Source organism: Flavobacterium sp. N1736 (assembly GCF_025947065.1).
Classification (GTDB): domain Bacteria; phylum Bacteroidota; class Bacteroidia; order Flavobacteriales; family Flavobacteriaceae; genus Flavobacterium.
In genome coordinates this window covers 4,149,056-4,164,266 of the sequence record NZ_CP109994.1, presented here as the reverse complement: position 1 = coordinate 4,164,266, position 15,211 = coordinate 4,149,056, and the positions used below count along the sequence as shown (strand labels likewise).

The 15,211-nt window shown below is 33.5% G+C and carries 15 protein-coding genes; 13 read left to right on the top strand and 2 right to left on the bottom strand.

The window, feature by feature from the left end; all coding sequences use genetic code 11:
• Window positions 1-154: 154 nt before the first annotated feature.
• The 5 genes from OLM54_RS17675 (at window position 155) to OLM54_RS17655 (ending at window position 6,028) form a co-directional block, all read left to right on the top strand.
• Window positions 155-2,581 carry a TonB-dependent receptor gene (locus OLM54_RS17675; protein ID WP_264535880.1) on the top strand — a complete coding sequence of 809 codons (2,427 nt, stop codon included), beginning with the start codon at window positions 155-157 and terminating at the stop codon, window positions 2,579-2,581.
• 61 nt (window positions 2,582-2,642) lie between these two features.
• On the top strand, window positions 2,643-2,975 hold the full coding sequence (locus tag OLM54_RS17670) for a hypothetical protein (RefSeq protein WP_264535879.1): 333 nt from the start codon (window positions 2,643-2,645) through the stop codon (window positions 2,973-2,975).
• A gap of 16 nt (window positions 2,976-2,991) precedes the next feature.
• Entirely contained in the window at window positions 2,992-3,294 is a 303-nt protein-coding gene (locus OLM54_RS17665; protein ID WP_264535878.1) for a hypothetical protein, read from the top strand.
• Window positions 3,295-3,297: 3 nt separating this feature from the next.
• The gene (locus OLM54_RS17660) at window positions 3,298-4,851 is read left to right on the top strand and encodes a PepSY-associated TM helix domain-containing protein (protein ID WP_264535877.1); all 1,554 of its coding nucleotides are present in this window, start codon (window positions 3,298-3,300) and stop codon (window positions 4,849-4,851) included.
• A gap of 61 nt (window positions 4,852-4,912) precedes the next feature.
• A complete protein-coding gene (locus OLM54_RS17655; protein WP_264535876.1) occupies window positions 4,913-6,028 on the top strand; it encodes a PepSY-associated TM helix domain-containing protein in 1,116 nt (371 codons plus the stop codon).
• A gap of 49 nt (window positions 6,029-6,077) precedes the next feature.
• On the opposite strand, the gene OLM54_RS17650 is transcribed toward OLM54_RS17655, so the two are convergent.
• Both OLM54_RS17650 and OLM54_RS17645 read right to left on the bottom strand, forming a co-directional pair.
• On the bottom strand, window positions 6,078-6,425 hold the full coding sequence (locus OLM54_RS17650; RefSeq protein WP_264535875.1) for a toxin-antitoxin system YwqK family antitoxin: 348 nt from the start codon (window positions 6,423-6,425) through the stop codon (window positions 6,078-6,080).
• Between the two features lie 208 nt (window positions 6,426-6,633).
• Window positions 6,634-7,626 carry a TlpA family protein disulfide reductase gene (locus tag OLM54_RS17645; RefSeq protein ID WP_264535874.1) on the bottom strand — a complete coding sequence of 331 codons (993 nt, stop codon included), beginning with the start codon at window positions 7,624-7,626 and terminating at the stop codon, window positions 6,634-6,636.
• Between the two features lie 157 nt (window positions 7,627-7,783).
• Here OLM54_RS17645 and aspS point away from each other — a divergent pair, with 157 nt between their 5' ends.
• From aspS to nuoF, 8 genes are all read left to right on the top strand, one after another.
• Window positions 7,784-9,535 carry an aspartate--tRNA ligase gene (gene aspS / locus OLM54_RS17640; protein WP_264535873.1) on the top strand — a complete coding sequence of 584 codons (1,752 nt, stop codon included), beginning with the start codon at window positions 7,784-7,786 and terminating at the stop codon, window positions 9,533-9,535.
• Window positions 9,536-9,821: 286 nt separating this feature from the next.
• Window positions 9,822-10,016 (top strand): cold-shock protein, encoded by a 195-nt coding sequence (locus OLM54_RS17635; protein ID WP_007137066.1) that lies wholly within the window; start codon window positions 9,822-9,824, stop codon window positions 10,014-10,016.
• Between the two features lie 241 nt (window positions 10,017-10,257).
• Entirely contained in the window at window positions 10,258-10,623 is a 366-nt protein-coding gene (locus OLM54_RS17630) for an NADH-quinone oxidoreductase subunit A (RefSeq protein ID WP_264535872.1), read from the top strand.
• 153 nt (window positions 10,624-10,776) lie between these two features.
• Window positions 10,777-11,325, top strand: a complete 549-nt coding sequence (locus OLM54_RS17625; protein ID WP_041516812.1) for an NADH-quinone oxidoreductase subunit B — start codon at window positions 10,777-10,779, stop codon at window positions 11,323-11,325.
• Between the two features lies 1 nt (window position 11,326).
• Window positions 11,327-11,848 carry an NADH-quinone oxidoreductase subunit C gene (locus OLM54_RS17620; protein ID WP_264535871.1) on the top strand — a complete coding sequence of 174 codons (522 nt, stop codon included), beginning with the start codon at window positions 11,327-11,329 and terminating at the stop codon, window positions 11,846-11,848.
• A gap of 25 nt (window positions 11,849-11,873) precedes the next feature.
• Entirely contained in the window at window positions 11,874-13,112 is a 1,239-nt protein-coding gene (locus OLM54_RS17615) for an NADH-quinone oxidoreductase subunit D (protein WP_264535870.1), read from the top strand.
• Window positions 13,113-13,272: 160 nt separating this feature from the next.
• On the top strand, window positions 13,273-13,803 hold the full coding sequence (locus OLM54_RS17610; protein ID WP_026982598.1) for a complex I 24 kDa subunit family protein: 531 nt from the start codon (window positions 13,273-13,275) through the stop codon (window positions 13,801-13,803).
• 1 nt (window position 13,804) lies between these two features.
• Window positions 13,805-15,172: an NADH-quinone oxidoreductase subunit NuoF gene (nuoF, locus tag OLM54_RS17605; protein WP_264535869.1), complete on the top strand. Its 1,368-nt coding sequence runs from the start codon at window positions 13,805-13,807 to the stop codon at window positions 15,170-15,172.
• Window positions 15,173-15,211 lie beyond the last annotated feature (39 nt).

The following is a 15,211-nucleotide window of genomic DNA, read 5'->3' as shown; positions in this document are numbered from 1 at the left end:
TTCAATCAAAAAAACACCTGTTCAAACTAATGAACAGGTGTTTTTTATTATATCAAGTTTGTTTTTGTAAATACTACTTAGAATAAATAAAAATAATTTGTTTTGTTTAGATTCTTAACTTAGATTTGCGCTATTAAAATCAATTCTAAATAACATGAGGTTCAAATACACAATATCCCTATTAAGTTTTTTCTTTGTTCTGCTAATAAATTCATCAGCTTGGGCACAGGAAAAAGCAACTATTAAAGGACAAATTAGCTTAGCAAATAATGACGCGGCAGATAATGTTTCTGTAGTGCTTAAAGGGACAAAAATTGGAACTGTTACAGATAATCAGGGTTTTTACGAAATAAAAAATGTTGAGCCCGGAGATTATACCATTCGTGTTACAAAAGTTGGACATTCAACTAAAGAAAAAGAAGTATCAGTAAGTGCCGGTCAGATAGCAGTTGAAAATTTAACCCTGAACACAAATTCTGAACAACTGGAAGAAATTTTCATAAAAGGAAACGCTAATAAATATACAAAATCCGAAAGCAATTACGTTTCTAAAATGTCGATTAAAAACCTTGAAAACTCTCAGGTTTATAGTGTAGTTACTAAAGATTTAATGAAAGATCAATTGGTAGTTAACCAAGACGAGGCTTTAAAAAATGTTCCGGGATTATACCAGCTTTGGGCTTCAACAGGTCGTGTTGGTGACGGTGGATCTTACTTTTCGATGCGTGGATTTGTTACTCAAAGTTTATTAAGAAACGGAATAGCCGGAAAGATTACCAATAATGTTGACGCTTCAAATCTTGAAAGACTTGAAAGCATTAAAGGACCTTCGGCAACATTGTTTGGTAGTTTATTAACTTCTTACGGAGGTTTAATAAACAGGGTAACTAAAAAACCAACGGAACAATTTGGCGGCGAAATTTCGTATCAGGCAGGAAGTTATGGTTTAAACCGTTTAACAGCCGATGTAAATACTTCTTTAAATGACGACAATACAGCTCTTTTAAGAATTAACGGAGCTTACAATAATTCAAATACTTTTCAGGATTACGGACATACAAGAAGCTACTTTTTTGCACCTTCTTTCTCTTATAAAGTAAATGATAAATTAACTATTTCTATTGATGCGGAATTATCGAATGTAGATGCTTCATCAATGCCATTAATTTATATTCCGTTTGGTGAAACGCCAAACAGTTTAGGTTTACACAGTGCAAACGATATTAAAATGAATTGGTCAAGATCGTTTACAGGCGACGAATTCATGATGAACACAAAAACAAGTAATATTTTTGCACAGGCAAATTATCAAATTTCAGACAACTGGAAATCTCAATCTATTTTAAGCACAAGCTCAAACCAATCAGAAGGACCACAAACATGGTTTTATTTGTTAGGAAATAATGAAATGTCAAGAAATGTATGGAATATTGACGGTAGAGATAATATTATTGAATTTCAACAAAATTTCAATGGCGAATTTGATACTTTCGGAATAAAACACAGATTTTTGGCCGGTGGTGATATCTATCGTTTAGAAAGTAAAACAGGTTACGGATATTTGCCTACTTTCTTTTATTTTGACACCGTTAATTACACAACCGCAAATCCAAATTATTACGATTTTAATCCACAGGCTGCAGAAGCTCTTTTTGCAGAAGGAACAAAATATAAAGCCATTACATCTTTAACAAGTTATAGTGCTTATGTAGCAGATGTAATCAATATTACAGATAAATTAATTGTTTCTGCTGCATTACGTTTTGATCATTACCAAAACGACGGAACTTTTGATCCGGCTGCTGATACAAAAACAGGCGATTTTTCTCAAAATGCATTATCTCCTAAATTTGGTGTAGTATATCAAATCGTAAAAGATCAGGTTTCTGTCTTTGGAAATTACCAAAACAGTTTCAAAAATGTAGGCTATTTAATGAATACTTCGGGTACTATAACAGCTTTTGATCCTGAAAAAGCAAATCAATTTGAAGGTGGAGTAAAATTAAATGCATTTCAAAATAAATTAAGTGCCACTTTTAGCTACTATAATATTGAAGTAAAAGATATTGTAAGAACAGGACCAATAGCAAACACGAATGTTCAGGACGGAAATCAAACCAGTAAAGGTTTTGAAGCCGAAATTACAGCAAATCCAATTTCAGGATTAAACTTTATTTTTGGATACGCTTTCAACAACAGTAAATTAAACAATGCAAATGCAGATGTAAACGGATTAAGACCGGAAACTGCAGGTCCTGAAAATTTAATAAATTACTGGATAAGCTATAGTTTACAAACTTCTAAATTTAAAGGTTTAGGTATTGGTTTTGGAGGAAATTATGCCGATGAAACTTTAATTTACAACAGAAATCCGAATGGTAGCGGAAATATGGCCGATGTTCAGACATTCTCATTGCCATCTTACGCAGTATTAAATGCAGCATTGTATTATGATCAGCCAAAATACAGATTATCATTAAAAGTAAACAACTTAACAGATGAATTATACTTTAATGGTTACACGACTATAAATGTGCAATCGCCAAGAATGTTTATGGGATCTGTTGCCTATAAGTTCTAAAAATATAACATGAAACACCTTTCTAAATCATTTAAGAAAGGTGTTTTTTAATTCTAATATTATGATAACAATTGCAAGCCTTATCGTTTTTTTAGCTTTTTACACTTTGTATTATACTTCAAAAAGAGCTGTTTTATCGTATGATTTAGGTTTTGAAAAATGGATGAAAAACAATCCAAAACAAACCAAAATCACCGGATTGAGTTTACTTTTATTAGCTTATGCATTCTGGTTGTTCACACAATCTTTAGGATGCGGAACTTTGATGTTTTTTATTCAGCTAATGACAATTGGAAGTTTGATCGTTATTTTAAGCCCATTAAAAAAAATAAGCAATAAAGCCATTATAGCAATATTTATAATTGTTGCTGTATTAGAACTTTATTACAACTAAATCATTTCTAACCAAAATGCCAGCAAACCCTAAATATTTAACCCAGTCTTCATGGCAACGATTTGCCAAAATTACCGCTGCCATTTTAGGTGGTTATTTTGTTTCAGTAACTTTTCATTTGGCCTTGGCTGCCTGGTTTGGCAGAGCAAACATTCTAATGACAATGGCTTTTAGCGGCTTTATTGTTTGGGTAGCACTTATGGTAATTGCCTTTTTAGCAAAAAGCGCGTGGAAAATCTGGACCATTTACATCTTTCTAACGCTGGTTTTTTCTCTATTAATATATCTGGGTCAAACCTATAATCCAATTGCCCAATAACTTATGAATAACCGTAATTATAATATCTACTTTCATACCCATACCGTTAGTGGAATCGTTATTAGTGTCGTACTTTTTGTCATTTTCTTTGCGGGATCTTTTTCTTTTTTTAGAGATGAAATCATCAATTGGGAAAGAAGTGAATCTACTGCAATAACCAAAGAAATTCAATTAGACTATAACGCCGCTTTAGATACGCTAGACAAAAAGTATATTTTACACGGAAGAAACATTACCATTTCTAAACCCAGTGTAGAAAGAAGGGTTGCTATTTATTTAGAAGGAACAAAAGATACTACAGCTCCGGCAAAACAAAAAGAAGGATCGTTCTTTTACCTTGATAATAAAACCTTTAAAAGTTTTACTTATGAAGAATCGTATTCATTAGGTGAATTTTTATATCGTTTGCATTTCTTAGCCCAAGTACCCTATCCTATTGGATATTATCTTTCAGGATTTATTGCCTTATTCTTTCTATTTGCCATTGTGACCGGTGTTTTATTACACTGGAAAAAAATTGTATCTAACTTTTATGTTTTCCGTCCAAAGGAAAAATTAAAAACATTATGGACAGATGCGCATACTGCTTTAGGAATGATTGGTTTACCTTTTCAGTTTGTATATGCCGTAACCGGTGCATTTTTTATGATTAAACTTTTAATCGTTGCTCCGGCTGTAATGGCTTTGTATAATGGCGATCAGGATAAATTGTACAAAGAATTAGAATATACAGATGCTGATTATAAATTTGAGAATAAAAAATTAACAACACCATTTAATATTGATCAGTTGGTTGCAAAAGCAAAAAGCAACTGGCAGGATTTTGAAGTTACACGTGTTTTTATTCAAAATTATGGCGACGCCAATATGCATGTTTTGGTAGAAGGTGAAATGCCAAATGATAAAAAATTTACAGGAGTTGGAAAAATTGTATATCGTATTTCTGACGGAAAAGAAGTTGCCAGAAAAAATCCAATTACACAAACCAGTTATTTAGATGTTGTAAAAAATGTTTTATATCGCATTCATTATGCTGATTACGGAGGTTATGCATTAAAAATAGTGAGTTTTATTTTAGGAATTATTACTTGCTTTGTCATCATTTCAGGAGTTATGATCTGGCTTGTTGCAAGACAAAAAAACAATTTACCAGAAAAGAAAAGACGTTTCAATGCAGCGGTTGTTCGCATTTATTTGGCGATTTGTTTAAGCATGTATCCAATAACGGCACTTGCTTTTATTGCCGCTAAAGTTTTTTATCCGTTAAGTCAATCTAATTTATTTACGCTTTATTTTGGAGGATGGCTATTGCTTTCCCTCTTTTTTATCATTAAAAAGAATGATAGTTTTACCAATAAATTCTGTCTGATTTCAGGAAGTATTTTAGGGTTTTTAATTCCAATTGCAAATGGAATTGTTTCCGGACATTGGTTTTGGAATTCGTTTATGCAAAATCATATTCAGATATTCTTCATAGACGTCTTTTGGATCGTTCTGGCTTCAATATCACTTTATGTTGTGTATCATTTAAAGCCAAAAGCGGCTGGCAAAGCCTAAAAATACTACAAATTATTTGCCCCTTATGGATTAACCGTATACATTTACGGTTTTATTTAAAATGGGATTCAAAACGAAAATAAGATTCATACATAAATGGCTCGGATTAATTTCCGGGCTTATTGTTTTTATTGTCAGTATTACCGGCTGCATCTTTTGTTTTCATGACGAAATAAAAGATATTACCCGTAAAGAATGGCGTTTGGTCGAACCGCAAAACAAACCTTTCTTAATGCCTTCGGTTTTACAGGAAAAAGCAAAAGAAATTCTTCCGGATAATAAATCAAGTATGGTTTCGTATTATGGAAAAAATCGATCGGCAATTGTTTACACCTATTCTGATACCGAAAATTTATACCTTTATTTCAATCCATACACAGGAAAATACTTAAAAACAGAAAATCCCGAAACTGATTTTTTTATTATTGTAGAATACATTCACCTGTATTTATTATTACCCGATTATATTGGTAAACATATAATTGGCAGCGCCACTATTATCTTTATTTTATTACTCATAACCGGAATCATTCAATGGTGGCCAAAGCGTAAAAAAGATCTCAAAAGAAGCTTTTCGGTAAAATGGTCAGCCAAGTGGCGCCGTGTAAATTATGACTGGCATAATACATCGGGGTTTTACATATCTATTATTGCGCTTATTATTGCTATAACAGGTTTAACTTTTACGTATGAATGGGTTGGTGACGGCATTTATAAAACCTTTAATTTTGGCGGAGATAAGGCTTTAGAAACAAAAGCTCCAATAATCGATACAGCAAAATTTAAATCAAATACACTTCTTGCAATTGATCGTGCTTTTATACAAACCATGAAAATGCAGCCAAAAGCCGAAATGTGTTATGTCATGATTCCTCAGCAAAAAGGCGACATCATCAATACCGGAGCTTATCCGCATACGTTGCGATACGATCATCAAAGCAACTATTATTTTCATCCCGAAGACGGAAAATTAATTGAAAGTCAGCCTTACGATAAAAAGAGTTTAGGACTGCAGGTTGTCGAAATGAATTATGGTATTCATACAGGGCAGATTTTAGATTTACCCGGAAAAATTATCGCTTTTACCGTAAGTCTAATTGCCGCAGCTTTACCTGTAACCGGATTTGTAATTTGGTATGGAAGAAAGAAGAAATCCTGCAAAAAAATAAAGACATAAAAAAAACCGCTTTTAATAAGCGGTTTTTTTATAAATTTTCGAAATCGTATTAATTTCTATTTGCTAAAGCATTTTTTTGTAAATTTTTAACCGATGCTATTTGACTATTTTCAAAAGCAACTTCAGAAAGATTGTTTTCATTAAAGAAAATCCATTTTCCAGTTTTCACTCCGTCTGTGTACTCTCCTACAGCAAGTTTATTCCCCTTTTCATCATATGATACCCAAACGCCATCTAATTTACCATCCTTATAGAAACCTTGTTGTTGTACTTTACCATTCTCATAGTAATAAGTAGCTTTTACTTTATTTCCAACAGCTTCTAATTCCGGCTGTACCTCTTGTGCAACTAAAATTCCAGAGAACATCATTGCAACTAAAATCACACATTTTTTCATATCTTTAGGTATTAATGTTATCAAATCGTTATCAAATATAGTTAAATGTTTACATTAAACAAACTTTTACTTAACAATTTGGTAACATTGAATAAAAACTTAACATTGGAAATAGGCATAAAACAAAAAAACCAAAGCTCATGCCTTGGTTTTACTGGTATTTTAAAAAAACACCATTTTACTATATCGATATAAATTTCGTAATAAATTACTTCAATAATGCATCTAATTGCGTTTGAAGCTCTGGAGATGAAGGTCTTGAAGCATCTGCGCTTAAAACATTTCCATTTGGATCAACAATAATAAATCTCGGAATTCCCGTTACTCCATAATTGGTTACAAACTCAGATTCCCAGTCTTTATCAGCAAACAATTGAGTTCCTCCTAAATTTTTATCCGTTACAAATTTTTTCCATTTTTCGTTATCTTTCAATTTGTCAATTGAAATACTCACGAATTCAATATTTTTTCCATGATATTTTTCCTCAATTTTTTGCAAATACGGAATTTCTGCTCTGCAAGGCGCACACCAAGTTGCCCAAAGATCAATATATACATACTTACCTTTTAGATCAGATAATTTTGTTTTTCCCCCTTTAAAATTTTCATAATCAAAATCAGGAGAAGGTTTTCCGTTGTGTTTATTTGCTTTAACTGCACTTTCATAATTCCTAATAGCAAATTCATTAAAACGCTCAAAATTACCTTTCATTGCAGTTATAAATTCCGGATCAAAAGACCCTTTCTCTAAACTTTCCATATCTGTCTTATTCTTAGCCTCTAGTATTACTGCAAATTCAGCTGGTTCTTTAGAAAAAGCTTCTTCAAGTTTTTCATTTCTTAAAGCTTGTTGCGCCAGGAAATTACTTTCGTCAACACCTTTACCTTTATAAACAATAGTTTCATCAAATTCTTTGGCATTCATCGTTAAATTCACCTCAGAATTCGGTTTTAAATATAATCTTGAAGATTCAGTTCCGTCAGAAAACACATAAAATCCTTTTGGAGCATCAAAAGAAGCTACAAAAGTTTCCTTTTTATTAATCGGAATGACTTGTTTAAAATTATCATTTCCTTTAATGACTAGAGTGTCGCTATTTCTATTCGCAATTTTAGCCGTAAATTTAATTTGATTTTTGGTTTGACCGATGATATTCAAAGCGCTAAAAATCAACAGACCAGTTACAAAAATTTTCTTCATATATATTAAAGTTTGTTTTTAGTGATTCAAATCTAAAGAAATTAGAGCGGCAAAATTTAAGAATTAACAAAATATTTCAAATTATTGAGCATCAAGTTTCCACTTTACTATATTAATTTGATTTTTGTGTTTACTTTTGCAGTCTAAAATTTTGATCATGTATAGAAGTCATAATTGTGGCGAGTTAAATGCCTCAAATATTAATACCGAAGTTACACTTGCTGGTTGGGTTCAAAAATCACGCGATAAAGGATTCATGAATTGGGTTGATTTACGCGACCGTTACGGAATTACGCAACTTATTTTCGACGAAAGCCGTACGGATAAAACTGTTTTTGAATTGGCGAAAACACTTGGTAGAGAATTTGTGATTCAGGTAAAAGGAACTGTTATTGAGCGTGAAGCCAAAAACAAAAATATACCAACTGGTGAAATCGAAATTTTAGTTTCTGAATTAAACATTTTAAATGCAGCTTTAACGCCTCCATTTACAATTGAAGACGAAACTGACGGTGGGGAAGATATCAGAATGAAATACCGTTATTTAGACATTCGTAGAAATCCGGTAAAAAACAGTTTATTATTCCGTCATAAAGTAGCGATGGAAGTTCGTAAATATTTATCTGATTTAGATTTTTGCGAAGTTGAAACTCCATACTTAATTAAATCAACTCCGGAAGGTGCAAGAGATTTCGTTGTTCCAAGCCGTATGAACGAAGGACAATTTTATGCATTGCCACAATCTCCACAAACTTTCAAACAATTGTTGATGGTGGGTGGAATGGATAAATATTTCCAAATCGTGAAATGTTTCCGTGACGAAGATTTACGTGCAGACCGTCAGCCTGAGTTTACACAAATCGATTGCGAAATGGCTTTTGTGGAGCAAGAAGACATTTTGAATGTTTTTGAAGGTTTGACAAGACATTTACTAAAAGAAATTAAAGGTATTGAAGTAGACAAATTCCCAAGAATTACCTATGAATATGCTATGAAAACATACGGAAACGACAAACCGGACATTCGTTTTGGAATGGAGTTTGGCGAGTTAAACGAATTTGCACAACACAAAGATTTTCCGGTATTCAATGCTGCGGAATTAGTAGTTGGAATTGCAGTTCCGGGAGCAGGAAATTATACCCGTAAAGAAATTGATGGATTAATTGACTGGGTAAAACGTCCGCAAGTTGGTGCATCCGGAATGGTATATTCAAAATGTAACGACGACGGAACTTTTAAATCATCTGTAGATAAATTTTACGATCAGGAAGATTTAACGCAATGGGCAAAAATTACGGGAGCAAAACCCGGAGATATGATTTTTGTACTTTCGGGACCGGCTGATAAAACACGTGCTCAGCTTTCTGCACTTCGTATGGAATTGGCAACTCGTTTAGGATTACGTAATCCTGAAGTATTTGCTCCTTTATGGGTTGTAGATTTCCCGTTATTAGAACTTGACGAAGAAAGTGGTCGTTATCACGCCATGCATCACCCGTTTACATCTCCAAAACCAGAAGATATGGCTTTGTTAGAAACAGAACCGGGAAAAGTTCGTGCAAATGCATACGATATGGTTTTAAACGGAAATGAAATTGGCGGAGGATCAATTCGTATTCACGATAAAGCAACTCAGCAATTAATGTTTAAATATTTAGGCTTTACCGAAGAAGAAGCAAAAGCTCAGTTTGGTTTCTTAATGGATGCTTTTCAATTTGGAGCACCGCCACACGGAGGTTTAGCTTTTGGATTGGACAGATTAGTGGCTATTTTAGGAGGTCAGGAAACGATTAGAGATTTTATCGCGTTCCCAAAAAACAATTCAGGACGTGATGTTATGATCGATGCTCCTGCAAAAATTGATGACGCGCAATTAAAAGAGCTTCATATTAAAGTTGATATTCAATAATATATAAGAAATTTAAAATACAAAAACTGCAGTTAAAAAATAACTGCAGTTTTTTTTTGCTTAGTAAAATATAAAAATACTTTTTGAAGATAATTTAAAAATTTCTTACTTTTTATTCCTACAATTAATGATTCTCAAAATAAATAGTTCCATATCAAAATTGATGCAATATAAATAGCGAAAACACTGTGAATCAATAATTTTTACAAAAAATTAACACCTTATTGTCTTTTGTATGAATTTATATATTACATTTGCTTCATTATAAATTATTATTACAATTACAATGCGTACAGGTACAGTAAAATTTTTCAATGAATCTAAAGGTTATGGATTCATTACAGACGAAGAAACAGGAAAAGATATCTTCGTTCACGCTTCAGGAATTAACGCGGAAGAATTACGCGAAGGTGACCGTGTAAGCTATGAAGAAGAAGAAGGAAGAAAAGGGAAAGTTGCTGCTAAAGTAGCAGTAATCTAAGAAAAATATAGCAATTTATTTTTTTTGCCTCTGAATGGTTCAAAACGTTTCGATTTATTTCGAAACGTTTTTTTTTGCTCAAATCTTAAAAAAAACTTAAAAAAGAACATTGTTATTTATAATCAATAAAAATTACAATTATTCACCCTTTTGCACTACACTTAAATCCTTTTTTAGCTTGTGATTTACAGAGTTGAGACCTATCTTTGTGGCTCATTTTTTAAGTAAAAACCCTAAGTTTATGCAATCTGATCAATACAGCTATCTTCCTATTTTAATGCAGTTCATTCTGGCTGTTGGTTTTGTGGTAGGAACTATCATCATTTCCGGAAAATTAGGCCCAAAAAGAACTTCTGAAACTAAAGATAAAAATTTCGAATGCGGAATCGAATCTGTTGGTAACGCCCGTATTCCATTTTCAGTAAAATACTTCCTTGTAGCTATTTTATTTGTATTGTTTGATGTAGAGGTAATTTTTCTTTATCCTTGGGCAGTAAACTTCAAAGAATTAGGAGTTGAAGGAATGTTAAAAATGATTGTTTTTATGGCTTTGCTTTTAGTTGGTTTTTTCTACATCATCAAAAAGAAAGCATTAGACTGGGAATAACACGATTTTAGATTTTAGATTGGTGATTTTGGATTAAATAAAACCACAATTTAAAATTTGACTTCTTCGAATTAATGTACTGATTTAAAAAAATTGATTTTAACTTTTACGATTTCCCAAATCTAAAATCTAAAATCAGAAATCTAAAATAAAATGAGCGATTCAAATGTAAATATGGTTGCGCCGCCGGAAGGAGTTGTAGGAGAAGGTTTCTTCGCTACAAAACTAAATGATGTAGTAGGTTTAGCAAGAGCTAACTCATTATGGCCATTGCCTTTTGCAACTTCATGTTGTGGTATCGAATTCATGGCAACAATGGCCTCTCATTACGATTTGGCAAGATTTGGTTCAGAGCGTGTGAGTTTCTCTCCTCGTCAGGCAGATATGTTGTTAGTAATGGGAACTATTTCTAAAAAAATGGCACCTATTTTAAGACAAGTTTACGAACAAATGTCAGAACCTCGCTGGGTAATTGCAGTTGGAGCTTGTGCTTCATCAGGAGGAATCTTTGATACTTATTCAGTTTTACAAGGAATAGACAAAGTAATTCCCGTTGACGTTTACGTACCGGGATGCCCGCCAAGACCGGAACAAATTGTTGATGGTGTAATGAAACTTCAGGAATTGGTAAAAAGCGAATCTGTGAGACGCAGAAGCTCACCAGAATATCAAGAATTATTAGCTTCTTATAACATTTCATAAAATGGCTTTAGAAAATACCCTGATTCAGGATAAACTTACAGAAACATTTGACGCAAGTGTTTTTAACTTTCAAGAAGAAAGAGATATTTTTTCACTGGAAACTACCGCTGATAAAATCACAGCTTTAATTCTTTTTTTGAAAAATGACTCTGATTTACGTTTTCACTTCTTAACAGACTTATGTGGTATTCATTACCCGGATAACGAAATAGATCGTCAGTTTGCAATAGTATATCATCTACATAACTGGTACGAAAACAAACGTATCAGAATTAAGGTTTACCTTAATGGTGAAAAACCGGAAATAAAAACCATTTCAAATATTTTTTTAAGTTCAAACTGGATGGAAAGAGAAACTTACGATTTCTTCGGAGTTAACTTTATTGGACATCCGCAATTGAAACGTATTTTGAATATGGATGAAATGATATCGTTCCCAATGCGCAAGCAATTCCCGATGGAAGATAGTGGAAGAACAGATAAAGATGACAGATTCTTTGGAAGAACAACAACAAATTGCTAAAAAATAAATAATTCAACATTATAAAATGTCAGAACTATTATTACCACCAGAGCATCGATATGCTAAAATAATTAAGGAGAAACTAAACGAAGACGGAAGCGAGCTTTCAGTACTAAATTTAGGTCCAACACACCCGGCAACCCACGGTATTTTTCAAAATATCCTGTTGATGGATGGTGAAAGAATTCTTGAGGCTGAACCAACTATTGGTTACATTCACAGAGCTTTCGAAAAAATCGCCGAAAATCGTCCTTTTTATCAAATTACACCTCTTACAGACCGTATGAACTATTGTTCGTCTCCTATAAATAATATGGGATGGTGGATGACATTAGAGAAGCTATTAGGAATTGAAGTTCCTAAAAGAGCACAATATCTAAGAGTAATTGTAATGGAACTGGCTCGTATTACAGATCACTTGATTTGTAACTCGATTCTAGGTGTAGATACTGGTGCTTACACTGGTTTCTTGTACGTTTTTCAATTTAGAGAAAAAGTTTACGAGATTTACGAAGAAATTTGTGGTGCTCGTTTAACAACAAATATGGGAAGAATTGGTGGTTTCGAAAGAGACTGGTCACCAGAAGCTTTCCGAAAACTAGACATCTTTTTAAAAGATTTTCCTGTCGCCTGGCAAGAATTTGTTAACTTATTTGAAAGAAACAGAATTTTCCTTGACAGAACTGTAGACGTAGGTGCAATCTCAGCAGAGCAAGCAATGGCTTACGGATTTACAGGTCCAAACTTACGTGCAGCGGGAGTTGATTACGACGTTCGTGTTGCACAACCTTACTCCTCTTACGAAGATTTCGAATTTAGTGTTCCTGTTGGAAAATCAGGTGATACATACGATCGTTTCTGTGTTCGTAATGCTGAAGTTTGGGAAAGTTTAAGTATTATTCGTCAGGCACTAGAAAAAATGCCAGCCGGAAATGAATATCATGCAGAAGTTCCTGATTATTACCTTCCTCCAAAAGAAGATGTATATACTTCAATGGAATCTTTAATTTATCACTTTAAGATTGTAATGGGAGAAGTTCCTGTACCAGTTGCAGAAATTTATCACGCAGTTGAAGGAGGAAATGGAGAATTAGGATTCTATTTAGTTACAGACGGAAGCAGAACGCCATATAGATTACATTTCAGAAGACCTTGTTTCATTTATTATCAAGCATATCCTGAAATGATCAAAGGCTCTTTATTATCTGATGCAATTGTTATTCTATCAAGTTTAAACGTTATTGCCGGAGAATTAGATGCCTAAAAAATTGTAGATTTTAGTCCCGAAGCTTCGGGATAGATTGCAGATTGAAAAATCTAAAATCAGAAATCTAAAATCTAAATAAATAAAAGATTGCAGAATATGGATTACGGACAAAGATTGGAAAAATCTAAAATCTAAAATCTAAAATCTAAAATTAAGAATGGAAAGAAAACATTACAAACAAGAAATAAACATGACTGAAGCATTGATGACTCGCATCAATGAATTGATTAGTCATTATCCTGAAGACAAAAGAAAATCAGCATTATTACCTGTTTTGCACGAAGTGCAGGATGCACACGATAACTGGTTAAGTACAGAGCTGCAGGATAAAGTTGCTGAAATTTTGCACATCAAACCAATTGAGGTTTACGAAGTGGTTACTTTTTATACCATGTACAACCAAAAGCCAATTGGAAAATACATGTTCGAATTCTGCCAGACTTCTTGTTGTTGTTTAAATGGTGCCGAAAATTTAATGGATTATACTTCTGAAAAATTAGGTATTAAAATGGGCGAAACAACTCCGGATGGAATGTTTACCATTGCCGGTGTAGAATGTTTAGGTGCTTGCGGATATGCTCCGATGATGCAGTTAGGTGATTTCTACAAAGAAAAATTGACAGAAGAAAAAATCGATCAGTTAATCGCTGATTGCAGAGATGATAAAATAATATTACACGATAAATAATATGTCACAAAAAATATTATTAGATAAAATCAATGTTCCTGGTATTAAAACCTACGAAGTATATCGCCAAAATGGTGGTTATGCATCTGTAGAAAAAGCTTTAAAAACACTTACACCAGACGAAGTTGTTGAAGAAGTAAAAAAATCAGGGCTTCGTGGTCGTGGTGGTGCAGGGTTCCCTGCGGGAATGAAATGGAGTTTTATTGACAAAAAATCAGGAAAACCAAGACATTTAGTTTGTAACGCCGACGAGTCTGAACCGGGAACTTTCAAAGATCGTTATTTGATGGAATTTATTCCTCACTTATTGATCGAAGGAATGATTACTTCAAGTTTTGCCTTAGGCGCTAACTTATCATATATCTACATTCGTGGAGAATATATGTGGGTTTTCAAAATTTTAGAAAGAGCAATCGCCGAAGCTAAAGCTGCAGGCTGGTTAGGAAAAAATATATTAGGTACAGGTTACGATTTAGAATTACATGTTCACTGTGGAGCCGGAGCATATATTTGCGGAGAAGAAACTGCACTTATAGAATCTTTGGAAGGTAAAAGAGGAAATCCTCGTATCAAACCACCTTTTCCAGCGGTTTCAGGTCTTTGGGCAAATCCAACTGTGGTAAACAATGTAGAAACAATCGCAGCTGTGCCTTGGATCATTAACAATTCTGGTGATGATTATGCTAAAATCGGAATCGGTCGTTCAACAGGAACTAAATTAATTTCTGCTTCAGGACATATTAAAAATCCTGGGGTTTATGAAATTGAATTAGGATTAAGCGTTGATGAATTCATGAATTCTGACGAATACTTAGGCGGAATGTCTTCTAGCAGACCTTTAAAAGCTTTTGTTCCGGGAGGATCATCTGTGCCAATTTTACCGGCTGAATTAATTTTCAAAACAGCAAATGGAGAAGATCGTTTAATGACTTACGAATCTTTAAGTGATGGTGGTTTTGCTACCGGATCTATGTTAGGTTCAGGAGGATTTATCGTTTATAATGACACTGCTTGTGTGGTACGAAACACTTGGAATTTTGCTCGTTTTTACCACCACGAATCTTGCGGACAATGTACACCTTGCCGTGAAGGAACGGGATGGTTGGAAAAAATATTATGGAGAATCGAAAACGGTCAGGGCCGTGAAGAGGATATCGAATTATTGTGGAGCATTCAAAGTAAAATAGAAGGAAACACAATTTGTCCGCTTGGAGATGCAGCAGCATGGCCAGTAGCCGCAGCAATTCGTCATTTTAGAGATGAATTTGAATACCATGTTCGTTTCCCTGAAAAAATTAGAAATAGAGATCACTTTGTTGCTGAACCTTTCTCGCAAGTGAAACATTTAGTAGGAAAACAAACAGTTTAAAATAGTTTCAAGTTTCAAGATTTTTTAGTTTCAAGTTCA